Annotated in this window: 18 protein-coding genes and 1 pseudogene; 14 read left to right on the forward strand and 5 right to left on the reverse strand. The window is 70.6% G+C overall.

All coding sequences use genetic code 11. The annotated features are described in order from the left end of the window. Positions 1-141: 141 nt before the first annotated feature. The 5 genes from secD (at position 142) to AAHB17_RS23095 (ending at position 7,293) form a co-directional block, all read left to right on the forward strand. The gene (gene secD / locus AAHB17_RS23075) at positions 142-2,031 is read left to right on the forward strand and encodes a protein translocase subunit SecD (protein WP_342133411.1); all 1,890 of its coding nucleotides are present in this window, start codon (positions 142-144) and stop codon (positions 2,029-2,031) included. A gap of 15 nt (positions 2,032-2,046) precedes the next feature. Beyond that, the gene (secF, locus tag AAHB17_RS23080) at positions 2,047-3,003 is read left to right on the forward strand and encodes a protein translocase subunit SecF (protein ID WP_342133412.1); all 957 of its coding nucleotides are present in this window, start codon (positions 2,047-2,049) and stop codon (positions 3,001-3,003) included. A 66-nt stretch (positions 3,004-3,069) separates the two neighbouring features. Continuing rightward, positions 3,070-5,424, forward strand: a complete 2,355-nt coding sequence (locus tag AAHB17_RS23085; RefSeq protein ID WP_342133413.1) for a DUF1631 family protein — start codon at positions 3,070-3,072, stop codon at positions 5,422-5,424. A 13-nt stretch (positions 5,425-5,437) separates the two neighbouring features. Beyond that, positions 5,438-5,956, forward strand: a complete 519-nt coding sequence (locus AAHB17_RS23090) for a hypothetical protein (protein ID WP_342133414.1) — start codon at positions 5,438-5,440, stop codon at positions 5,954-5,956. Then, a complete protein-coding gene (locus tag AAHB17_RS23095) occupies positions 5,953-7,293 on the forward strand; it encodes a GAF domain-containing protein (protein ID WP_342133415.1) in 1,341 nt (446 codons plus the stop codon). The genes AAHB17_RS23090 and AAHB17_RS23095 overlap by 4 nt, the downstream gene beginning before the upstream one ends. Here AAHB17_RS23095 and AAHB17_RS23100 read toward each other — a convergent pair. From AAHB17_RS23100 to AAHB17_RS23110, 3 genes are all read right to left on the reverse strand, one after another. Next, entirely contained in the window at positions 7,275-8,030 is a 756-nt protein-coding gene (locus tag AAHB17_RS23100) for a hemerythrin domain-containing protein (protein ID WP_342133416.1), read from the reverse strand. The two genes, AAHB17_RS23095 and AAHB17_RS23100, sit on opposite strands and share 19 nt — an antisense overlap. Positions 8,031-8,195: 165 nt before the next feature. Next, positions 8,196-9,314 carry a DNA-processing protein DprA gene (gene dprA, locus AAHB17_RS23105; RefSeq protein WP_342133417.1) on the reverse strand — a complete coding sequence of 373 codons (1,119 nt, stop codon included), beginning with the start codon at positions 9,312-9,314 and terminating at the stop codon, positions 8,196-8,198. A gap of 53 nt (positions 9,315-9,367) precedes the next feature. Next, complete coding sequence (locus AAHB17_RS23110; RefSeq protein WP_342133418.1) at positions 9,368-10,600, reverse strand: LysM peptidoglycan-binding domain-containing protein; 1,233 nt, start codon at positions 10,598-10,600, stop codon at positions 9,368-9,370. A gap of 225 nt (positions 10,601-10,825) precedes the next feature. Here AAHB17_RS23110 and def point away from each other — a divergent pair, with 225 nt between their 5' ends. Genes def through AAHB17_RS23135 form a run of 5 tightly spaced genes read left to right on the forward strand, consistent with a single transcriptional unit; the run spans position 10,826 to position 13,935 of the window. After that, positions 10,826-11,344 carry a peptide deformylase gene (gene def / locus AAHB17_RS23115; RefSeq protein ID WP_342133419.1) on the forward strand — a complete coding sequence of 173 codons (519 nt, stop codon included), beginning with the start codon at positions 10,826-10,828 and terminating at the stop codon, positions 11,342-11,344. After that, entirely contained in the window at positions 11,341-11,853 is a 513-nt protein-coding gene (locus AAHB17_RS23120) for a hypothetical protein (protein ID WP_342133420.1), read from the forward strand. Before def ends, AAHB17_RS23120 begins: the two co-directional genes overlap by 4 nt. Before the next feature lie 40 nt (positions 11,854-11,893). After that, positions 11,894-12,874, forward strand: coding sequence for a methionyl-tRNA formyltransferase (gene fmt, locus AAHB17_RS23125; protein ID WP_342133421.1), 981 nt, complete (start codon positions 11,894-11,896; stop codon positions 12,872-12,874). Beyond that, on the forward strand, positions 12,864-13,607 hold the full coding sequence (locus AAHB17_RS23130; RefSeq protein ID WP_342133422.1) for an AzlC family ABC transporter permease: 744 nt from the start codon (positions 12,864-12,866) through the stop codon (positions 13,605-13,607). Before fmt ends, AAHB17_RS23130 begins: the two co-directional genes overlap by 11 nt. Next, complete coding sequence (locus AAHB17_RS23135) at positions 13,600-13,935, forward strand: AzlD domain-containing protein (protein ID WP_342133423.1); 336 nt, start codon at positions 13,600-13,602, stop codon at positions 13,933-13,935. Before AAHB17_RS23130 ends, AAHB17_RS23135 begins: the two co-directional genes overlap by 8 nt. Here AAHB17_RS23135 and AAHB17_RS23140 read toward each other — a convergent pair. Beyond that, positions 13,924-14,640: a phosphatase PAP2 family protein gene (locus AAHB17_RS23140; RefSeq protein WP_342133424.1), complete on the reverse strand. Its 717-nt coding sequence runs from the start codon at positions 14,638-14,640 to the stop codon at positions 13,924-13,926. The two genes, AAHB17_RS23135 and AAHB17_RS23140, sit on opposite strands and share 12 nt — an antisense overlap. Positions 14,641-14,724: 84 nt before the next feature. Here AAHB17_RS23140 and AAHB17_RS23145 point away from each other — a divergent pair, with 84 nt between their 5' ends. The 3 genes from AAHB17_RS23145 (at position 14,725) to AAHB17_RS23155 (ending at position 18,563) form a co-directional block, all read left to right on the forward strand. Further along, a complete protein-coding gene (locus AAHB17_RS23145) occupies positions 14,725-15,423 on the forward strand; it encodes a response regulator (RefSeq protein WP_342133425.1) in 699 nt (232 codons plus the stop codon). After that, positions 15,420-16,823, forward strand: coding sequence for a sensor histidine kinase (locus AAHB17_RS23150; protein WP_342133426.1), 1,404 nt, complete (start codon positions 15,420-15,422; stop codon positions 16,821-16,823). Before AAHB17_RS23145 ends, AAHB17_RS23150 begins: the two co-directional genes overlap by 4 nt. A 75-nt stretch (positions 16,824-16,898) precedes the next feature. Then, positions 16,899-18,563 carry a phosphoethanolamine transferase gene (locus AAHB17_RS23155; protein ID WP_342133427.1) on the forward strand — a complete coding sequence of 555 codons (1,665 nt, stop codon included), beginning with the start codon at positions 16,899-16,901 and terminating at the stop codon, positions 18,561-18,563. A gap of 6 nt (positions 18,564-18,569) precedes the next feature. Here AAHB17_RS23155 and AAHB17_RS23160 read toward each other — a convergent pair whose 3' ends face one another. After that, positions 18,570-20,624, reverse strand: coding sequence for an ATP-dependent helicase (locus AAHB17_RS23160; RefSeq protein ID WP_342133428.1), 2,055 nt, complete (start codon positions 20,622-20,624; stop codon positions 18,570-18,572). A 125-nt stretch (positions 20,625-20,749) separates the two neighbouring features. On the opposite strand from AAHB17_RS23160, the pseudogene AAHB17_RS23165 reads away from it, so the two are divergent. Then, positions 20,750-21,014 (forward strand): annotated as a pseudogene (locus AAHB17_RS23165) (hypothetical protein); the annotation flags it as partial.

The following is a 21,014-nucleotide window of genomic DNA, read 5'->3' on the forward strand; positions in this document are numbered from 1 at the left end:
CCCCCCCGGCGCCGCGCTGGGGGCGCGTCACCCCCTCAAGGGGGCGGCACTGGCGGACCGGCGGAGCCGGCTCCGCGGTGCCCCCGGATGATGCGGCGCCACGGTTGATGCGGCGCATTTGGCTGAAAAGGTTTTCTCTCTATGAACCGTTATCCACTCTGGAAGTACGTGGTCATCGTCGTCGCGCTGTTGATCGGGGTGATCTACACCCTGCCCAACTTTTTTGGCGAGGCGCCCGCGGTGCAGGTCTCTTCGGCCAAGGCCACGGTCAAGGTCGACACCGGCACCGTGACCCGGGTGGAGCAGGCGCTGGCGGCCCAGAACCTGCAGGCCGCGCTGGTGCAGTTTGACGGCAACTCGGTCAAGGCCCGTTTCAACAGCACCGACGACCAGCTCAAGGCGCGCGACGCGCTGGAGCACGCCTTCAACACCGACCCCGCCAACCCCGGCTTCGTGGTCGCCCTGAACCTGCTGCCGCGCACGCCGGCCTGGCTGTCGTCCCTGCACGCCGCGCCCATGTACCTGGGCCTGGACCTGCGCGGCGGGGTGCACTTCATGCTGCAGGTGGACATGGCCGGCGCGCTGGACCGCCGCGTGGAAACCCTGGTGGGCGACCTGCGCAGCAACCTGCGCGACAAGAACATCCGCCACGGCGGCATCTCGCGCAACGGCCAGACCATCGAGCTGCGCCTGCGCGACGCCGACAGCCGTGGCCCGGTGGTGGACCTGCTGCGCGCCAACTTCGCCGACCTGCGGGTGGCCGAGGCCACGCCGGGCGAGGACCTGCTGATGCGCCTGAACTTCCAGCCCGAGGCCGCCCGCCGTGTGCAGGAGCAGGCCCTCAAGCAGAACATCACCACCCTGCACAACCGCATCAACGAACTCGGCGTGGCCGAGCCGGTGATCCAGCAGCAGGGTCTGGACCGCATCGTGGTGCAGCTGCCGGGCGTGCAGGACACCGCCAAGGCCAAGGACATCCTGGGTCGCACCGCCACGCTGGAACTGCGCATGGTCGACGAAAGCAGCGAAGGCCGCGCGGCCGAACGCGGCAACGGCCCGGTGCCTTTTGGCTCGGAGCGCCACCTGGACCGTGAAGGCCGCGCCGTCATCACCAAGCGCGACGTGCTGCTGACCGGCGAGAACCTGACCGACGCCCAGGCCGGCTTCGACGACAGCCAGCAAGCCGCCGTGCACCTGACGCTGGACGCCAAGGGCGCGCGCGTGTTCCGCGACGTCACGCGCGAGAACGTGGGCAAGCGCATGGCCATCCTGCTGTTCGAAAAAGGCAAGGGCGAGGTCGTGACCGCGCCGGTGATCCGCGGCGAAATCCCGGGCGGCCGGGTGCAGATTTCCGGCAGCATGACCACCGTGGAGGCCAACGACACGGCGCTGCTGCTGCGCGCCGGCTCGCTGGCCGCGCCCATGGACATCATCGAAGAGCGCACCATCGGCCCCAGCCTGGGCGCCGACAACATCGCCAAGGGCTTCAACAGCGTGACCTGGGGCTTCGCCGTCATCGTCGCCTTCATGTGCATCTACTACGCGTTGTTCGGCGCCTTCTCCAGTCTGGCGCTGGGCCTGAACCTGCTGCTGCTGGTGGCCGTGTTGTCCATGCTGCAGGCCACGCTCACCCTGCCCGGCATCGCGGCCATGGCGCTGGCGCTGGGCATGGCCATCGACGCCAACGTGCTGATCAACGAACGGGTGCGCGAGGAACTGCGCAGCGGCGCCTCGCCGCAGGCGGCCATCCACGCCGGCTACGAACACGCCTGGGCCACCATCCTGGACTCCAACATCACCACCCTGATCGCGGGCGTGGCGCTGCTGGCCTTCGGCTCCGGCCCGGTGCGCGGCTTCGCGGTGGTGCACTGCATCGGCATCATCACCAGCATGTTCTCGGCCGTGTTCTTCTCGCGCGGCATCGTCAACCTCTGGTACGGCCGCCAGAAGCGCCTGAAGTCGGTGTCCATCGGCACCGTCTGGAAACCGGCCGGCACCGCCGGCAAGACCCTGGCTTCCAAAGCCGACTGACGCGGAGCAAGCGACATGGAATTCTTCAAGATCCGCAAGGACATTCCCTTCATGAAGCACGCGTTGTTGTTCAACGCGGTGTCCTTCATCACCTTTGCCCTGGCGGTGTTCTTCCTGTTCTCGCGCGGCCTGCACCTGTCGGTGGAGTTCACCGGCGGCACCGTGATGGAGGTCGCCTACGAGCAGCCGGCCGACATGGCCGCGGTGCGCAAGGTGGTGGAGGGCCTGGGTTACGCCGACGTGCCGGTGCAGAACTTCGGCACCTCGCGCGACGTGCTGATGCGCCTGCCGGTGGTGGCGGGCCAGACCTCGGGCCAGCAGAGCGAGGCCATGCTGGCCGCGCTCAAGGCGCAGAACGCCAGCGTGCAGCTGCGCCGCACCGAATTCGTCGGCCCACAGGTCGGCCAGGAGCTGGTGCACGACGGCCTCAAGGCGCTGGGCGTGGTGATCGCCGGCATCATGATCTACCTCGCCATCCGCTTCGAGTGGAAGTACGCGGTCTCCGCCATCATCGCCAACCTGCACGACGTGATCATCATCCTGGGCTTCTTCGCCTTCTTCCAGTGGGAATTCTCGCTCGCGGTGCTGGCCGCGGTGCTGGCGGTGCTGGGCTACTCGGTCAACGAGTCGGTGGTGATCTTCGACCGTATCCGCGAGGCCTTCCGCAAGTACCGCAAGCTGAACACGGTGGAAGTGATCGACCACGCGATCACCTCCACCATCAGCCGCACCATCATCACCCACGGCTCGACCCAGATCATGGTCCTGTCCATGCTGTTGTTCGGGGGCCCGACGCTGCACCACTTCGCCCTGGCGCTGACCATCGGCATCTGCTTCGGCATCTACTCGTCGGTGTTCGTGGCCGCCGCCATCGCCATGTGGCTGGGCATCAAGCGAGAAGACCTGATCAAGTCGGGCGGCAGCGGCAAGAAGGACGACCCCAACGACCCGAACGCCGGCGCGGTGGTCTGAACACCGCGCTTGCGTCACCGGGTGGCTGAGTGACAATGTCTTCACCACAGCCCCCACACTGCCACCGTGCCCACCCCTCCCCCGTCCCCCACCAGACAGACCGCTCAACAGGCGCGTGTCCTGGTGCTGCGGCACGTGCAGGCGGCGCTGGGGGGCATCGCACAGGCCCTCGCCCAGTGGCTGGACCGGCTGCCCGACCCGACCGCCGCCGGCGACCAGGTCCAGTTCAATGAGGACCTGCGCCGCGCCTGGCTGGGCGCCGCCCCCACCTGGCAAACCGCCACTGCCCGCCGGTTGAGCGCCGGCAGTGCCTCTGCCTCCGCGCCACCCCCCCTGGGCGAGCTGCGCCTGCTGGAGGAGGAAGACGTGGAGATGCAAATCCTCGCCGGGCGTCTGGCCCAGGTGGTGGCCGCCCCCGCGCAAGACGAATTCAACGACCTGCGCACCCGCCTTCAGCACCTGGACAACGGCCAGGAGCTGGCGGCCACCGATCCGGTGCAAGCGGCCCAGATCGCCAGGGCCGTGCTGGAAGCCTGGACCGAGGCCGGCCTGGGCCGCGACGCCTGGCTGCATTGCAAGGCCGAGGTGGAGCCGCGCCTGGCGGCGGCCTTTGGCGAGGCCTGCCGGCAGGGCAATGCCTGGCTGCTGCGGCAAGGCGTGCTGCCCCACATCGACCGCCATGCCCTGCTGCGCCGGGGACGCGACAACCCCAGCCGGCGGGACACCCTGTCGCCACCGCCACCGGCCCCCCCCGGCGCCCCGGCCAGCGCCACCGCGGCGGGCGGTCCGGCCGGTGGCGCTGCCCCCGGCGGCGGTGTGCCCGGCCTGCTCAATGACGTGACACAGCGCCTGCGCAAACTGGTGAGCGAGCGGGTACCTGCGGCGGCCAAGTGGTTCGCACCCGCTGGTTCTGGTTCTGGTTCTGGTTCTGGTTCTGGTTCTGGTTCTGGTTCTGGTTCGGGCTCGGGCTCGGGCTCGGGCCCAGGTGGTGGTGGCGGCAGCGGTTCCGGCGCGACGGATGCGGGCGCGCCCACGCGGCCACGCGCCGAGGTCACCACCCTGCTGGTCAGCATGCCGCAGCCGCCATCGGCGCTGCAGGCGGCCAACGCGGGCCCGATCGACACGGCCGGCCTGCAGGCCGGCGTGGCCGAGCTGCGGCAGCAGACCCGGGCCCTCAAGCGCGCCGCCAGCACCGAACAGGACAAGGCCGTCATCGAGGTGGTGGCGCTGATCTTCGACAGCATCCTGGCCGAGGAGCGACTGCCTCCCAGCATCCGCGTGTGGTTCGCCCGCCTGCAGATGCCGGTGCTGCGCGTGGCGCTGGTGGACGCCGACTTCCTGGGCAGCACCGACCACCCGGCCCGCCTGCTGCTGGACCGCATGGGCTCCTGCGTCATGGGTTTCGATGCCGCGGTGTCGCTGGAGCCGCTGGAAACCGAGATGCGCCGCATCGTGCAGGTGGTCGAGCAGTACCCCGAGACCGGCCGCAAGGTGTTCGAGATCGTGCACAAGGAATTCGAGACCTTCCTCGCCCGGCACCTGCTGGAGCGCGGTGGTGTACAGAAGGTGGCCAACCTGGCCGAGCAGGTCGAGCTCAAGGAGACCCTCACCGTCAAGTTCACCATCGAGTTGCGCAAGTTGCTGGGCCAGGCCCCGGTGGCCGAAACGGTGCGCGACTTCCTGTTCCACGTCTGGGCCGAGGTGCTGGCCGTGGCCACGGTGCGCCATGGCGCGCAACACGCCGAATCCACCGCCTTGCGCGCCGTGGCCGGCGAGCTGCTGTGGATGGCCAGCGCCAAGCCCACCCGGGCCGAACGTGCCAAGGTGATCGCCCGCCTGCCCGGCCTGATGGCGCAACTGCGCGAAGGCATGGCGCTGCTGGGGCTGGACCACGACACCCAGGAGCAACGCATCAAGCAGGTCAGCGACGCGCTGGTCGAGGCCTTCATGGCGCGCACCGAGCCGCTGTCCGAACAGTGGCTCAAGGACATGACCGCGCACCTCACGAGCCTGGACGACTACCTCGCCGACGCCGACGTCGAGCCCATCAAGCTGGACCAGTACAGCATCGAGATGATCACCGGGGTCGACGCCTCCGACATCGTGGTGGTGCCCGACACCGGGCAAGCGGTGTCGGTCGCCCTGCGCGACTGGGCCAAGGGCCTGGAACAGGGCGCCTGGTTCGAGCTGAGCCACAACGGCTTCGACTCGCTGGTGCGGCTGAGCTGGCGCAGCCCGCGCAAACAGCTCTACCTGTTCAACGCCACCGACAAGCGCAGCTTCCTGATGCAGCAGGGCCGGGTGGCCAGCTACCTCGACACCGGCCTGCTCAAGCCCTGCGAGGCCGAAACCCTGACCCTGCGCGCCACCCGCGAGGCGCTCAACAAGCTCGACGCCAACCCCGAGCGGCTGCTGGCCTGACCACCGACCGGCCATGAGCGACGCCCCAGCGCCCCTGCTGCCCGCTCCCTACCTGGAGATGATGGCCAGCGGCGTGTCGGTGATCGTGGCCTCGTGCAGCCCCGCCATGGTGCCCAGCGTGATGCGCGCCGTGGGCAGCGAGGTCGGCAACGGCGGGCGCGACATCACGGTCTTCGTCACCCGCAGCCAGTCGGCGCAGTTGCTGCAGGACATCGCCACCACCGGCCGCGTGTCGGTCGTGTTCAGCGCCCCCCGAAGCCACCGCACCGTGCAGGTCAAGAGCCGCCACGCGCGCCTGCGCGAGCTGGCGCCGTCCGACCTGGCCACGCTGCTGCGCTACCGCGACGCCATGGAAGTGGAGGTGGGCGCCGTCGGCTTCCCGCCGGTCTTTGTGCACGCCATGCTGGCGCACCGTGTCGACGACGTGGTGGCCATCTGCTTCAGCCCCGAGCAGGCCTTCGACCAGTCGCCCGGCCCCAACGCTGGCGCCTCGTTGATGCCCGCGCCACCCACGCCCGGAGCCGCCCCATGAGCGTGGACCTGGCCGAAGTGCGGCCCTGCATGGAGGGCGCGATACCGGCCATGATGGCCACCTGCGCGCCCGACGGCACACCCAACGTCGCCTACATCTCGCAGGTCTTCCACGTCGACGACCGGCACGTGGCGCTGTCCTTCCAGTTCTTCAACAAGACGCGCCAGAACATCCTGGCGCAGCCACAGGCCACGGTGCTGATGCTGCACCCGGTGACGGCGTGCTTCTACCGCCTTCACCTGCGCTACCTGCGCACCGAGACCAGCGGGCCGGTGTTCGAAGGCATGAAGGCGCAGCTGGCCGGCATCGCCTCGCACAGCGGCATGGCCGAGGTGTTCCGCCTGCGTGGCGCCGACATCTATGCGGTGTTGGCGGTGGAGGCCGTGGCGGGCGGCCAGACCCTGCCCGACAAGCCCGCGCGCTGTGGCCTGCTCAATGTGCTGCGCCGCGCCAGCGAGCGCCTGGCCTTGTGCACCACGCTGGACGAATTGCTCAACAGCGTGGTCGACACCCTGCGCGGCCCGCTGGACCTGCCCCACGCCATGGTGCTCATGCTCGACCCCGGCACGCAGCGCCTCTACACCGTGGCCAGCTGCGGCTATGCGCGCTCGGGCGTGGGCTCCGAAATCGCGCTCGGCGACGGCGTGATCGGTGTCGCCGCGCGCGAGCGCACGCCAGTGCGCGTCAACCACATGACCAGCGCCTACCGCTACAGCCAGGCGGTGCGCAGCGGCCTGGGCAACGACGCCTGCGAGCGACTGACCGACATCCCCTACCCCGGCCTGAGCGAACCCCACAGCCAGCTGGCGGTGCCGGTGCTCGGCGCCGGCCGGCTGCTGGGCGTGCTGTTCGTCGAAAGCGAGCTGGACATGCGGCTGGGCTTCGAGGACGAGGACCTGCTGGTCACGCTGGCCGGCCAGCTCGGGGCGGCCATCGAACACCTGCGGCTCGGCGTCGAGCCGGCGGACAACGGCGGCGCCACGCTGGCACCGCCGGCCGAGGCCACGCCTTGCGCGGCGCCCTTGCAGGTGCGCTGCTTCAGTGCCAACCAGAGCATCTTCATCAACGACACCTACCTGATCAAGGGTGTGGCCGGCGCCATCCTGTGCAAGCTGCTGCGCGACCACGCGCGGCATGGCCGCAGCGAGTTCTCCAACCGCGAACTGCGCCTGGACCCCGCCCTGGGCCTGCCCGACGTGGCCGACAACCTGGAAGCGCGGCTGCTGCTGCTGCAGCGCCGCCTGCAGGAACAGGGCCAGGGCATGCGCATCGAGAAGACCGGGCGCGGCCGTTTCCGGCTGGCCCTGCCCGGGCCGGTTCAGCTGCTGCAGGATTGAGCCGCCACCGGCAGCTGCAAGGCCAGGCCGAGCTTGTGCCAGTCACGCTCGCTCAGGTGGAAACGCGCCACTGCGAGGGCGGCGTCGAACGCCGGCGCCGGCGCGTGGGCCTGCATGTCAGACAGCATGCCCACCCGCTCGCCATGGTGCATGTGGGGCAGCAGCCAGCGCAGGGTGTCCATCATCTCGGCCGGCGGGATGGAGGCCACCAGGTTGTTGTGCACCTGGGCCAGCTCGGCGTCGCTGTACCGCGCCCACAGCACCGCGTTGTGCCGGGTTTCCTCGACCAGCATGTGCTCGAAGTTCTCGGCCACGAACAGGGACAGGCGCTGGTAGAAGCGCAGCAGCAGGGCGGCGCGCGCGGCCTCGGGGCCAGCCAGCAGCTGCCCGAGTTCGGCCCGCAGCGTGTCGATGGCGGCCACGTGGGCCACGTGTTCCTGGGCGGCCGCCCCGCTGCTGCCGGGGGCACGCGCTTCCATCGCGGTGTGCACGAAGGCGTTTTCGTGCTCCAGGTGCTTGGCGCAGAAGCAGAGCAGGCTGCGCACGCGTTCGGCCGCCTCGTCCAGGTCGTCCGCGTCCTGCGGGTCGCAGCGGCCCAGCGCCAGCAGGGTGTCGGCCATGGCGGCGCGCAAGGCCTTGTGGATGCCGGCGTAGAGGTCCAGGCGCGGCAGGGCGGGAGCGGTTGACGGGGCCAGGGCCTGGGCCACGGCGGCCATTTCAGCGTTGTCGAATTGCATGGTGTGTGCCTCGTTGGTGCCACCACGGAACAGGTGGCTGGGTGGGATGGCGGCGGCGCCCCATGCGCCACCAGCCATGCAACGAAGTCTAGGAACCGGGCCTGTTTCGCGCTGCTAAATAGCGCTTAAGAAAACACTAAGAATTTCTTAAACGCGCGACCGCGCTCAGGCTTGACCGCTGCGCTGGAACAGCCCGCCGGGCAGGCGCCCGACCAGGCCCTCCAGCTCCAGTTCGAGCAAGGCGGCCTGCAACGCCGCCGTGGCCAGGCCGGTGCGGGCCTGCAGGGCGTCCAGGCTCACCGGGTCGTGGCCCAGCGCGGCCAGCAAGGCGGCATGGGGGGAGCGGGGTCCGTCGGCCGCGTCGTGGGGCGGCGGGGCCACGGCCGGCACCACGGCCTGGGAGGGCCAGCGCAAGTCCTCCAGCACATCCTGCGCCGACTCGACCAGCTTGGCACCCTGGCGGATCAGCGCATGGCAGCCGCGCGACTGCGGCGCGTGGATGGAGCCGGGGATGGCGAACACCTCGCGTCCCATCTCCACCGCCAGGCGGGCGGTGATCAGCGAGCCCGATTGCAGCGCCGCCTCCACCACCAGCGTGCCCTGGCCCAGGGCGGCGATCAAGCGGTTGCGCTTGGGGAAGTTGGGCGCCAGCGGCGGCGTGCCCAGCGGGTACTCGCTGAGCAGCAGGCCGGCCGCCGCGATGCGGTGGGCGAGGTCCTTGTGGCGGGCGGGGTAGACGCGGTCCAGGCCTGTGCCGACCACCGCGATGGTGGGTGCGCCAGCCGCCAGGGCACCCTCGTGCGCCGCGCCATCCACCCCCAGGGCCAGGCCCGACACCACACACACCCCCGCCTGCCCCAGGCTGCGGGCAAACAGGCGGGCGTTGAGCAGGCCCTGCGGCGAGGGGTTGCGGCTGCCCACCACGGCCACGCGCCGTGGGTACGCCAGTGCCGTCAGCGGCCCCTGGGCAAACAGCAGGATGGGCGGGTCTTCCATCTGCAGGCAGTCCGCCGGGTAGGCCGGGTCGCCCAGCACCAGCAGGTGACGGTCGGACGCGCCCTGAAGCCAGGACCAGGTGGTGTCAAGCTGTGCGTCAAAGTCGGGCGGCAGGTGCAGCAGCGCATCAACCAGGCGCGGCTCGACCACCACACCCAGGGCGTCCCGCCCCTGCCGAAACACCTGGGCGGGCGGTCCGAAGGCGGCCAGCAGGCGGCGCGCCGTGCCGTTGCCCACCCCGGGCGTGAGCAGCAGGCGCAACCAGGCACCCAGTTCCTCGCGCTCCATGGCGCCTCCCTTGTCTTCTTATGTGCCCGCCCGATGCGGCGGGCCGGTGGCCCTCAAGGAGCGGTGACGCGCGAACCCACGGTCACGCCGTCGGCGATCTCCAGCACCAGCGCGTAGGACACGCGTTCGAAGGTGCGGAACACGATCATCAACCCGTTGCGTTCGCCCGGCAACTGGATCTGCACCCGCTCGCGGTCGGTGGTGTCGGTCACGCGGGCGCTGTTGCGCAACACGGCGAGCACGTGGCCCGGCATGATGCCGTGCTGCGTGCCGCGGTTGATGGTCACCACCTGGTTCTGGCCGGCGTAGGTGACGGCATTGCCGTACACCGACACCACTTGGCCACGCGTTTCGGGTGGCGCGGCGCTGGGCACGAAATTGTTGAACTGGCGTTCCGGCTCGGGCAGCAGGCGGTCGCCAGCGCGGATTTCTTCCTTGGTCTGGACGATGTCGATGGTGGCCGGCACGATCTCCTGGGTCACCTTTCCGTCGTTGCCGGTGACGTCGCGAAGTTCCTCGGCCCGCACCAGCGCGGCCCGGCCCACGAAGGGCGCCTCGTAGCCCAGCACCTCGCCGGTGGTCGGGTCCTTGAGCGGCGTGACGTTGCGGAACACCCGGAAGCCACGCGGCTCGCCGGCCTCCATGCTCAAGGCCGCGCCACGCGCGCCGTAACCGATGAGGCCACGGGCATAGGCCCGGTCGCCACGGCTGAGCAGCACACGGCCCTCCTGGGCGGTGACGATGCGGGGCACCTCCATCAGCGACTCCTCGTCCACCACGATGGCTTCGTTCAGGAAGGGCTCGATCTGCTGCTGGGAAATGGCGGGGATGGCGTTGTCGGACAGGCTCTCCGAGCGCACGCGCGGCGAGACCTTGACGGTGGGCAGGCCGCTGCCGTCGTCGGCGAAACGCAGCACGGCGCGGCCGCTGGAGGTGTCGAGCACCAGCTTCTGGCCCGGGTAGATCAGGTGCGGATTGCGGATGGCCTGCAGGTTCATGCCCCACAGTTCGGGCCAGCGCCAGGGGCTCTTGAGGAACAGGGCCGAGATGTCCCACAGCGTGTCGCCGCGCTTGACGGTGTGGCTGCTGGGGGCGTTGGGGGCGAGTTCGCTCAGGGCCACGCCGGCCTGGGCCACCTGCTGGGCGGTGCCCCGCTGCTGGGGCGTCACGGGGTAGCGCTGGGCCGCCGACTGGGCCTGGGCCAGGCCCGTGGCCAGCAAGGCGGCGCTCAGGGCCAGCACCCGGGGGCGGACAAACAGGCGGGTGGAACGAGGGGAAAACGGCATGTTGGAGCCCTGTTTCTGGCGGACGGCACAAACCACACGCCGGCGCCCGCCATTTCTTGACAATTTGCGTTTGATTTTGCGCCCAAGCCCTTGATTAGGCAATGATTACTGCCCCCTCGGTCAGCGCCCCAGTGGAAAAGTGGCGAAAATAGCGACAAATGCGCACCGACGCCCCCATGTGAGTGGGATAGGCGTTTTGCGCGCTTCACATTTTTGCCCGCCACCATGTCGTCCGCTGAACTGCTCCCCATCCTGCGCTACCCCGATCCCCGCCTGCACACCGTGGCCAAACCGGTCGCCTCGGTGGAAGGCGAGATCAGCGCCCTGATCCCCCGCATGCTGGCCACCATGTATGAGGCCAACGGCATCGGACTGGCCGCGACCCAGGTGGACGTGCACCAGCGCCTGATCGTGATCGACGTCAGCGAGACCCGCGACCAGCCCCTGGTGCTGATCAACCCCGAGATCGAATGGGCCAGCGCCGAAACCCGCAAGGGCGAGGAGGGCTGCCTGTCGGTGCCCGGCATCTACGACGGCGTGGAGCGCTCGATCGCGGTGCGCGTGCGCGCGCTGGACGGCCAGGGCCAGTCCCGCACGATCGAGGCCGAGGGCATCCTGGCGGTCTGCATCCAGCACGAGATGGACCACCTGATGGGCAAGGTCTTCGTGGAATACCTCTCGCCGCTCAAGCGCAACCGCATCAAGACCAAGCTGCTCAAGGCAGAACGCGAGGCCCGAGAATGAACACCCGCCGCTGGCTGGCCCGCGCCGGTGTGGCCCTGGGTGCCGCGCTGTGTGCCGCCCTGCTGGCCGCCTGTGCCGCGCCCGAGCGCATGCCGCTGGGCAGCAGCCGCGACGAGACCCTGGCCCGCCTGGGCCAACCCACCGCCGTGCACCGCCTGGCCGACGGCGAACGCCTGCAGTACTCCTACCAGCCCGCCGGCCCCTGGGTGCACAACCTCGATTTCGACGCCTCCGGCCGCCTGCAGCGCAGACAGCAGGTGATGGACCCGGCCGACTTTGCCCAGATCGAGACCGGCCGCTGGACCCGCGACGACGTGCTGCGCCGTTATGGCCGGCCGGCCCAGGTCGAGCGGGTGGCGCGTTTCGACGGCGAGGTCTGGACCTACCGCTTCCTGGACAACCAGCGCCGTCGGCAGCTGCACGTGCACCTGGACCCGGCCGGCACCGTGCGCCAGGTGCTGACCACCGACGAACCCGTCCCCGAACCGCCCGACCCGCTGGTGCAGTGACCTGGGCCTGTTCACACTGTTTTTCCGAGATGCGTTGCGCATGAAACTTGTTTTTGCCGGCACGCCGGAATTTGCCGCCGTCGCCCTGCAGCGCCTGCTCGAAGCGGGCCACGAAGTGCCCCTGGTGCTGACCCAGCCCGACCGCCCGGCCGGCCGCGGCATGAAGCTGCAGCCCTCGGCCGTGAAGCTGCTGGCGCTGGACCACGGCCTGCAGGTGGCGCAACCGCGCAGCCTGCGGCTGGACGGCAAATTTCCCGAGGATGCCCAGGCGACCCAGTGGCTGCTGCGCGACGTGGGCGCCGACGCCATGGTGGTGGCCGCCTACGGACTGATCTTGCCGCAATGGGTGCTGGACACACCGGCCAAGGGCTGCCTCAACATCCATGCCTCGCTGCTGCCGCGCTGGCGCGGCGCCGCGCCCATCCACCGTGCCATCGAGGCCGGGGACCTGGAAACCGGCGTCACCATCATGTTGATGGACGCCGGCCTGGACACCGGCGACATGCTGCTGATGGAACGCCTGCCCATCGCCGCCGACGACAGCACCGCGCGCCTGCACGACAAGCTCGCGGCGCTGGGCGGGCGCCTGATCGTGGACGCACTGGCCCGCCTGGACACGCTGCGGCGCACGCCCCAGCCCACCGAGGGTGTGACCTACGCCCACAAGATCGAGAAACACGAGGCGCTGATCGACTGGACCCAGGCGGCCGAGCTGCTGGCGCGCCGCGTGCGGGCCTTCGACCCCTTTCCCGGCGCCCTGACCCACGTGGGCAGCGACAACCTCAAGGTCTGGTCGGCCCGGGTGGACCCCGGCGATGCGGCAGGCGCGGCCCCCGGCACCGTGCTGGGCTGCGACGCACAGGGCGTGAGGGTGGCGACCGGCCAAGGCGTGTTGTGTCTGACCGAGCTGCAGCGCGCCGGCGGCAAGCGCCTGCCAGCGGCCCAGTTCCTGGCGGGCGCCGGCCTCCGGCCCGGGCTGCGCCTGGGCCAGAACGACACGGGTGCGCCGCATGTTTCTTAAACGCGCCTACCGCCAGCACCCCGAATACTGGGAAGGGCTGCGCCACCAGGGCGCCACCGCCATGGGCATCAGCGCCTGGGGGCTGATGACCGGGGTGGCCATGGTCAAGTCGGGTCTCAGCGGCCTGGAAGCCGTGCTGATGACGCTGCTGGTCTACGCCGGCAGCGCGCAGCTGGCGGCCATCCCGCTGCTGGCCTCGGGTGCGCCGATCTGGGTGATCGTGGCCACCGGCTTCTGCGTCAACCTGCGCTTCATCGTCTTCTCGGCCCACCTGCGGCCGCACATGATGCACCTGCCACGTTGGGAACGCCTGTTCACCGGCTACCTCACCGGCGACCTGACCTACGTCTACTTCGCCCGCCGCTACCCGCATGCGCCCACCAACGCCGACGAAGCGCTGGCCCAGCACGCCTACCTGGCGGGCAATTGCGCCATCAACTACGGCGCCTGGATGGTCACCAGCCTGATCGGCGTGGCGCTGGCCAACGTCATCCCCACCGAATGGGGCCTGGGCTTTGCCGGCATCCTGGCGCTGATGGGCGTGGGCTGCTCGCTGGTCACGTCCCGGCTGCGGGCGGTATCGGCCGGCATCGCAGCCAGCGCGGCGGTGGTCGCCTGGGCGCTGCCGCTCAAGCTCAACATCCTGGTGGCGATCGCCGCCGCCGTGGCCATCTGCCTGATGCTGGAGGCCGGCGGCAAGGGCGGCCCCCAAGGAGAGGCCCGCCATGTTTGACATCACCTGGACCTCGCTGCTGAGCATCCTGGGCCTGGCGGCCGTGACGGTCATCACCCGCTCGCTGTTCTTCATCTCGGACAGCGCCTGGAAGCTGCCCCAGTGGGCCCAGCACGGGCTGCGCTACGCGCCGGTGGCGGCGCTGTCGGCGGTGATCGCGCCCGAGGTGCTGATGAGCCACGGCGCCTTCATCGGCACCTGGAAGGACGCCCGGCTGTTCGCCAGCGCGGCGGGCGTGGCCTGGTTCTTCTGGCGCGGCGGGGTACTGGGCACCATCGTCAGTGGCATGGCGGTCTATCTGCCGCTGCACGTGGGCCTAGGCTGGTAGGACCCGGGCGGGCCGGGTGCCGCGCCGGGCGGCCCAGGCATGGACCCACCACCAGACCGCGCCGTTGGCCGCGTAACAGATCACCATGGTCCACAGCGTGTGGCTGGGGTAGTGGGCGCCACGCAGGGTCTGCACCAACCCCAGGGCGGCGCCCCCCAGCAGCAGAGCGGCCAGCAGCAAGCTGCCGCGCGCGGTGGTGGCGCGGCGCCCGCTCAGCAGCGGCAGGGCCGCCCCCACGAAGACCAGGATGGACGAGGCGTGGCCGCCCGGAAAACAATGCGCCCCGCCGCCATCGGCCACGCCCAGCATCCAGTGCGAAACGTACTGCGCCGACCCGCCGAATTCGGCCAGATCCCAGGGACAGCTGGTCAGGCTGACGCGCTTGATCAGGTTGACCACCAGCAGGGCTGTCAGCGCCCCCAGCCCCACGGCCAGGCGTTCGGTGCGGGTCCAGGCACGCACCGGGCCACGGCCCACCGCCAGCAGGACCAGCCAGCCCACCAGCACCAGCACCAGCAGGCGGCGCGCGCCATCGTGGAGGTGCTGTTCCAGCCAGGGGTGGTGGCGCAGCGCAAACCCCTGTGTGTCGCCCCACCAGCGCATCAGCGCCAGGTCCTGGCCGGCCAGGTCCCAGGACAGGGCCAGCAGCAACAGGACCAGGCCGGCGCGCAGGGCCGGGGTGAACAAGGCGGAAGAACGTGGCATGCGCGGCATTGGGCCAGCGCGTGCTTAACCTTTCCTTAAAAGATGCGGGCTAAACTGGCGGCCACCCCCATCGTGGCCGATTCCATGCGTGTGTTGATAGTCGAAGACGACCCCGGCATCGCCGGAGGCCTGGCGGCGGTGCTCAGGGGCGCCGGCTACGCCGTGGACCATTGCGCCAGCCTGGCCCACGCCTGGGCGGCGCTGCGGTCGGAGTCCTTCGACCTGCTGCTGCTGGACCTGGGCCTGCCCGATGGCGACGGCGCCGACCTGCTGCAACGCCTGCGCCGCCAGCCGGCCCCGGCCGCCGGTGAGACCGGCCTGCCCCACCCGGACCTGCCGGTGCTCATCATGACCGCGCGCGACGCCGTGCCCGACCGCATCGCCGGGCTGGACAAGGGGGCCGACGACTACCTGGTCAAACCCTTCGACGCCGACGAACTGCTGGCCCGCATGCGGGTGGCCCTGCGCCGCAGCGCCGGGCGCGCCAACCCCCTCATCCGGCTGGCCGACGTCGAGATCGACCCCGCCGCCCGCACGGTGCGCCGTGCCGGCCAGCCGGTGGAACTGCGGGCCAAGGAATGGGCGGTGCTGCTCAGCCTGTGGCAGGCGCGTGGCCAGGTGCTGGGCCGCGCGCGGCTGGAGCAGGCCCTCTATGGTTTTGATGAAGGGCTGGAGAGCAACGCGCTGGAGGTGCACATCCACCACCTGCGCCGCAAGCTCGGCGACGGCCTGATCAAGACCGTGCGCGGGGTCGGCTACTTCATGCCCCAGGAAAAGGCATGAGCGCCAGCACCGACGCCACGCCCAGCCTGTGGCGCCACCTCTGGTGGTGGACGCTCGGCGCCCTGCTGGTGGTTTGGGCCACCCTGATCGGCGTGGCCTACCACACCGGCGCCCACGAGGCCGCCGAGATCGCCGACGGGCAGCTGCGGTCCGTGGCGCGCCACTGGCTGGCGCTGCCCGCCCCGCTGTGGCCCGGCCCCGAGGACGCGCTGGCCGGCCCGCCACAGGACCCGGGCGATGTCGTCGAGCACCTGCGGGCGGCCCGTGGCGGCGAATACCACAGCGAATGGGCGCTGGTGTTGTGGCAGGGCGGCCAGTTGCGCCTGGACAGCCACGGCATCGCCGGGCGCCTGCCCGCGCTGTTGCCCCCCGGGCACCGGCTGCTGACGCTGGACGGCCTGCCGGGCCAATGGCGCTGCTGGGTGCAAGAGGGACCGGCCAGCGAAGCCGGCGGCCTGCGCCGGGTGGCCGTGCTGACCCCCATCGCGGCCCATGCCGCCCTGGGCCGCGACATCGCGGAACACGTCGCGCGCCCCGCCCTGGTGATGCTGCCGCTGGTGGCCCTGCTGCTGGCCTGGGCGCTGCGGCGCGGGCTGCGGCCGCTGCGCCGGCTGGCCGCGCAGGTGGCCACGCTGGACCTGCGCGGCGGGCACCAGCTGCCCGAGGAACGGCGTTTCGCCGAACTGCAGGGCGCGGTGCGGGCCATCAACACCCTGGTGCAGAACCTGCAGGACCAGGTCCGGCGCGAGCGTGGTTTCGCGTCGGACGTCGCGCACGAGCTGCGCACCCCCCTGACCGCCGTGGTCTGGCAGGCGCGCCGCGCGCTGGGCGGCAGCGCCGGAGAACGCGACGAGGCGCTGCGGCAGGTGGAACACGAGGCCCTGCGGGCCGGCCACATCCTGTCGCAGCTGCTGGACCTGGCGCGCGCGCAGGGCCTCAACCCCCAGGCCATGCAGCCGGTGGCCCTGCCCGCCCTGGCCGCCCGCGTGCTGGCCGACCACGCGCAGGCGGCGCACGAGGGCGGGCACGAACTGGGCCTGCAGAACGATGCCGCCGGTGACGCCAGCGTGCCCGGCCACCCGCTGATGCTGGAGCTGGCCCTGCGCAACCTGGTGGACAACGCCCTGCGCCACACGCCCACCGGCACCCAGGTGCTGGTGCGGCTGTGGCAGGACGCCAGCGGCACCGGCCTGGAGGTGCTCGACGATGGCGACGGTCCGCCCCCCCGCAGCACGCCACCCGCACCGGGCCACGGCAACCTGGGCATCGGCCTGACCCTGGTGCAGCGCATCGCCGACGTCCACCAGGCCAGCCTGGGCCCGGCGACGCCCATCCCCCCCTACCGCCACGGCTACCGCCTCACCTGGCCGGCCGAGCCCGCGCCGCCCCACAAGGATTAAGGAAACGTTAACCGGCGGCGGCAACACTGCGATGATCGGGACCTGCGCCCGTTCATTGCCCCGACCCCGCCGTTCATGACCGCTTCGCCTTCCGCCACGCATCCCCGCACACCCATCCACCCGCACCGCCCGCGCCACAGCCTGTGGGTGGTGGGCGCCCTGGCCCTGTGGCTCGCAACGCTGGGCAACCTGCCACTGTGGCGCGCGCTGTGGGCCTTGCCCGACCTGGCCGGGCCACGCGGCCTGGCCTTCATGGCAGGCACCGCCCTGTTCCTGGCGGCGGCGCTGCTGGTGCTGCTGGCGCCGCTGGCCTGGCCGCGCCTGACCAAGCCGCTGGGCCTGCTGTGCCTGGCCATGGCGGCCGGCAGCAGCCATTTCATGCTGGCCTATGGGGTGGTGATCGACCCCGGCATGATGACCAACACCCTGCAGACCGACGCCCGCGAGGTGCGCGACCTGCTCTCGCCCGCGCTGCTGTGGACCCTCACCTGGGGCCTGCTGCTGCCCGGTGCCTGGCTGCTGCGCCAGCGCCTGGCGCGGCTGCCCTGGGGCCGCCAACTCAGGCACAACCTGATCGCGGCGGGCCTGGCCCTGGTGGCCGCCATCGGCCTGCTGCTCGCGGGCTTCCAGGACCTGGCGCCGCTGATGCGCAACCACAAGTCGCTGCGCTACATGGTCAACCCCTTCAACACGGTCTGGTCGACCGCGCGCGCACTGGCCGGCCCGGCCAGCCTGGCGCCGCTGCAGGCGCTGGGCACCGATGCCCGCGTCACCGCGCCCCTGCCCACGCCGCCGCTGCTGGTGCTGGTGGTGGGCGAAACCGCGCGCGCCGCCAACTTCGCGCTCGGCGGCTATCCGCGCGACACCACACCCCAGTTGCGCGCACTGCAGGCCACGGGCGACCTCACCTACTTCAGCAACGTGCGCTCGTGTGGCACCAGCACCCAGGCCTCGCTGCCCTGCATGTTCTCGCACCTGGGCCGCGAGGCCTTTGTCGACAGCAAGGAGCGTTTCGAGAACCTGCTGGACGTGCTGGACCACGCCGGTCTGGCGGTCCTGTGGGTGGACAACCAGTCGGGCTGCAAAGGCCTGTGCGAACGTGTCGCCCGCACCGAGACACGGGCCCTGGACGTGCCCGGGCTGTGCCAGGACGGCGAGTGTTTCGACGAAGTCATGCTGCACGGCCTGGACGATCGCATCGCCCAGCTCGACCCGTCCAAGCGCGCCCGCGGCGTGGTGCTGGTGCTGCACCAGATGGGCAGCCACGGCCCGGCGTATTTCAAGCGCGCGCCGGCCGCCTTCAAGCACTTCAAGCCCGAATGCGAAAGCAACGCGCTGCAGCAGTGCGGGCGCGAGTCGGTGGTCAACGCCTACGACAACAGCATCCGCTACACCGACCACTTCCTGGCCCGCACGGTGGCCTGGCTGCAGCAGCACACGCAGCCCAGCGCCATGCTGTACGTGTCGGACCACGGCGAGTCGCTGGGCGAGAACAACCTCTACCTGCACGGCCTGCCCTACGCGCTGGCGCCCGATGAGCAGAAACACGTGCCCATGGTGGCCTGGCTGTCGCCCGCCCTGCGCCAGGCTCGGGGCTGGCCGGCCAACTGCCTGTCCGCCGCCGCCGCGCAGCCGCTGTCCCACGACCACCTGTTCCACTCGATGCTGGGCCTGGCCGGCGTGACCACCCAGGTCAAGCGCGCCGAGCTGGACCTGTTCGCCCGCTGCGGCGCCGGCTGAGCCCGTTCAGTTCGCGCCAGGCTCGGGCGCGGCGGCGGCCCGCTGGGCGAATTCGGCGCGCAAGGCCCGCAGCTTCTCGCGCGGGTCTTCCTTCATGGTCTTCTGGTCCAGCGCCATTTCCTTGATGAAGCGGCTGGGCGTGCCCGGCACCGTCTCGCGGCCCTTCTTGCGCCGCTTGAGCCAGCTCACCGCCAGCGTGCGCTGGGCGCGGGTGATGCCCACGTACATCAGGCGGCGTTCTTCCTGCAGGCGCTGCGCGATGCTGTCGGCGCTGGCGTCGGCGTCGTTGTCATCGAGCTTGAAAGGCAGCAGGCCTTCGTTCACGCCCACCAGCGTGACATGGGGCCACTCCAGCCCCTTGGACGCATGCAGCGTGGACAGGGTCACCACGTTCTGGTCCTGCTCGCGCTCGCTCAGCGTGGAGATCAGCGCGATGGTCTGCACCACCTCCAGCATGCTCTTGCGCTCCTCGGCGATGCCGGTGGCCTCGTCCACCTCGCCGCCACAGCGCCCGGCCATCCAGTCGCAGAACTCGATCACGTTGTTCCAGCGGGCGGCGGCCAGCTTCTCGCTGTCCTCGGCGTCGTACAGGTGTTTTTCGTAGCCGATGTCCTTGAGCCAGTCGTTCAGGAAGCCGCGCGCGGCCTCGGTGCCCAGGGTGTGGCGGGCGCGGTGCTCCAGCTCGTTGAGGTAGCGGCCGAATTCGTGCAGCCCCCCCACGGCGCGGGCCGACACCGCGCTGGGCAGCGAATGCGAGAACAGCGACTCGAACAGGCTGAGCTTGTACTTGGTGGCGAACTCGCCCAGCGCCTGCAGCGTGGTGTGGCCGATGCCCCGCTTGGGCGTGGTGACGGCACGCATGAAGGCCGGGTCGTCGTCGTTGTTGGTGATCAGGCGCAGCCAGGCGCACAGGTCCTTGATCTCGGCGCGGTCGAAAAAGCTCTGCCCCCCCGAAACCTTGTAGGGAATCTGCGCCCGGCGCAGCGCGGTCTCGAAGGGCCGCGCCTGGTGGTTGGCGCGGTAGAGGATGGCGAAGTCCTTGAACTCCTTGTGGGTCGAGTTGGCGCGCAGGCTCTGGATACGCGCCACCGCGCGCTCGGCCTCGTGGTCCTCGTGGTCGGCATCCACCACCCGCACCGGCTCGCCTTCGCCCAGGTCGCTCCACAGCGTCTTGGGAAACAGCTTGGGGTTGGGGCCGATGACGTTGTTGGCCGCGCGCAGGATGGCGCTGGTGGAGCGGTAGTTCTGCTCCAGCTTGATGACGCGCAGCTCGGGGAAATCCTGCGGCAGGCGCTTGAGGTTGTCCAGCGTGGCGCCGCGCCAGCCGTAGATGGACTGGTCGTCGTCGCCCACCGCCGTGAAGCGGGCGCGCTCGCCCACCAGCAGCTTGAGCAGCTCGTACTGGGTGGCGTTGGTGTCCTGGTACTCGTCCACCAGCACGTGGCCCATCTGCTGCTGCCAGCGCGCACGCACGTCGGCGTGGTCGCGCAGCAGCTTGAGCGGCAGCGAGATCAGGTCGTCGAAGTCCACGCTCTGGTAGGCGCTCAGGCGTTCCTCATAGCGGGCCATGAGCACGGCGATGTGGCGCTCGTTGTCGTTGGCCGCCTGCGCAAGCGCCTCGGCCGCGTTCAGGCCCGCGCTTTTCCAGGCGCTGATGGCCCACTGCCACTGGCGCGCGGTGGCGGTGTCGCTGGTGGCGCCGCAGTCCTTGAGGATGCTGGTGATGTCGTCGGTGTCGAGGATGCTGAACTGGGGTTTGAGCCCCAGCACCGCGCCGTCCTGGCGCAGCAGGCGCACGCCCAGGGCGTGGAAGGTGCAGATCAGCACGTCCTTGGCCGGTCGGCCGATCAGCGCCTTGGCGCGCTCGCGCATCTCGGCGGCGGCCTTGTTGGTGAAGGTGATGGCCGCGATGCGCCTGGCCTCCAGCCCGGCCTGCACCAGCCGGCCGATCTTGTGGGTGATGACACGCGTCTTGCCCGAACCGGCGCCCGCCAGCACCAGGCAAGGCCCACCGAGGTGGTTGACGGCATCTTGCTGCGCTTGGTTGAGACCGGCGGACATGGCAATGCGAAAGCAAAGCGACCGATCATACCGGCGGCTCAGCGTGTCACCGTTGCTACACCGACGCCGGACACCCGTCGGTACGCTGGGGGCCACACGGCACGTCAACAACATCAGGAGACACGATGACGACAAGATTCAAGGGGCCGCTGGCCTGGCTGGGGTGCGGCCTGCTGGCCGCTGGCTGCGCGGGTTCGCCGCCAGCGGCGGAGGGGCCGCCGGTGGCGCCTGGGCAGGTGGGCGAGACGCGGCCCGGCTCGGGCGTGCTGCGCGGCTACCTGGACCGGCAGGCCCTGCCGGACAGCCTGGCCCTGCTGCCGCCGCCGCCGGCCGCGGGCTCGGCGGCGGGGGGGGCCCCGGATGGCCGCCGGCCCGACAAACCCCCCCGCG

Origin of the sequence: Hydrogenophaga sp. OTU3427, assembly GCF_038440225.1 — a bacterium.
Classification (GTDB): Bacteria; Pseudomonadota; Gammaproteobacteria; order Burkholderiales; family Burkholderiaceae_C; genus Hydrogenophaga.

Bases quoted from the DNA above. Each gene is read 5' to 3' on its own strand.
- AAHB17_RS23150 (WP_342133426.1), top strand. From the start codon at position 15,420: ATGAGCGCCAGCACCGACGCCACGCCCAGCCTGTGGCGCCACCTCTGG.
- AAHB17_RS23110 (WP_342133418.1), bottom strand. From the start codon at position 10,600: ATGCCGTTTTCCCCTCGTTCCACCCGCCTGTTTGTCCGCCCCCGGGTG.
- def (WP_342133419.1), top strand. From the start codon at position 10,826: ATGTCGTCCGCTGAACTGCTCCCCATCCTGCGCTACCCCGATCCCCGC.
- AAHB17_RS23090 (WP_342133414.1), top strand. From the start codon at position 5,438: ATGAGCGACGCCCCAGCGCCCCTGCTGCCCGCTCCCTACCTGGAGATG.
- fmt (WP_342133421.1), top strand. From the start codon at position 11,894: ATGAAACTTGTTTTTGCCGGCACGCCGGAATTTGCCGCCGTCGCCCTG.
- AAHB17_RS23140 (WP_342133424.1), bottom strand. From the start codon at position 14,640: ATGCCACGTTCTTCCGCCTTGTTCACCCCGGCCCTGCGCGCCGGCCTG.
- secD (WP_342133411.1), top strand. From the start codon at position 142: ATGAACCGTTATCCACTCTGGAAGTACGTGGTCATCGTCGTCGCGCTG.
- AAHB17_RS23130 (WP_342133422.1), top strand. From the start codon at position 12,864: ATGTTTCTTAAACGCGCCTACCGCCAGCACCCCGAATACTGGGAAGGG.
- AAHB17_RS23145 (WP_342133425.1), top strand. From the start codon at position 14,725: ATGCGTGTGTTGATAGTCGAAGACGACCCCGGCATCGCCGGAGGCCTG.
- AAHB17_RS23155 (WP_342133427.1), top strand. From the start codon at position 16,899: ATGACCGCTTCGCCTTCCGCCACGCATCCCCGCACACCCATCCACCCG.
- AAHB17_RS23160 (WP_342133428.1), bottom strand. From the start codon at position 20,624: ATGTCCGCCGGTCTCAACCAAGCGCAGCAAGATGCCGTCAACCACCTC.
- AAHB17_RS23120 (WP_342133420.1), top strand. From the start codon at position 11,341: ATGAACACCCGCCGCTGGCTGGCCCGCGCCGGTGTGGCCCTGGGTGCC.
- secF (WP_342133412.1), top strand. From the start codon at position 2,047: ATGGAATTCTTCAAGATCCGCAAGGACATTCCCTTCATGAAGCACGCG.
- dprA (WP_342133417.1), bottom strand. From the start codon at position 9,314: ATGGAGCGCGAGGAACTGGGTGCCTGGTTGCGCCTGCTGCTCACGCCC.
- AAHB17_RS23100 (WP_342133416.1), bottom strand. From the start codon at position 8,030: ATGCAATTCGACAACGCTGAAATGGCCGCCGTGGCCCAGGCCCTGGCC.
- AAHB17_RS23135 (WP_342133423.1), top strand. From the start codon at position 13,600: ATGTTTGACATCACCTGGACCTCGCTGCTGAGCATCCTGGGCCTGGCG.
- AAHB17_RS23095 (WP_342133415.1), top strand. From the start codon at position 5,953: ATGAGCGTGGACCTGGCCGAAGTGCGGCCCTGCATGGAGGGCGCGATA.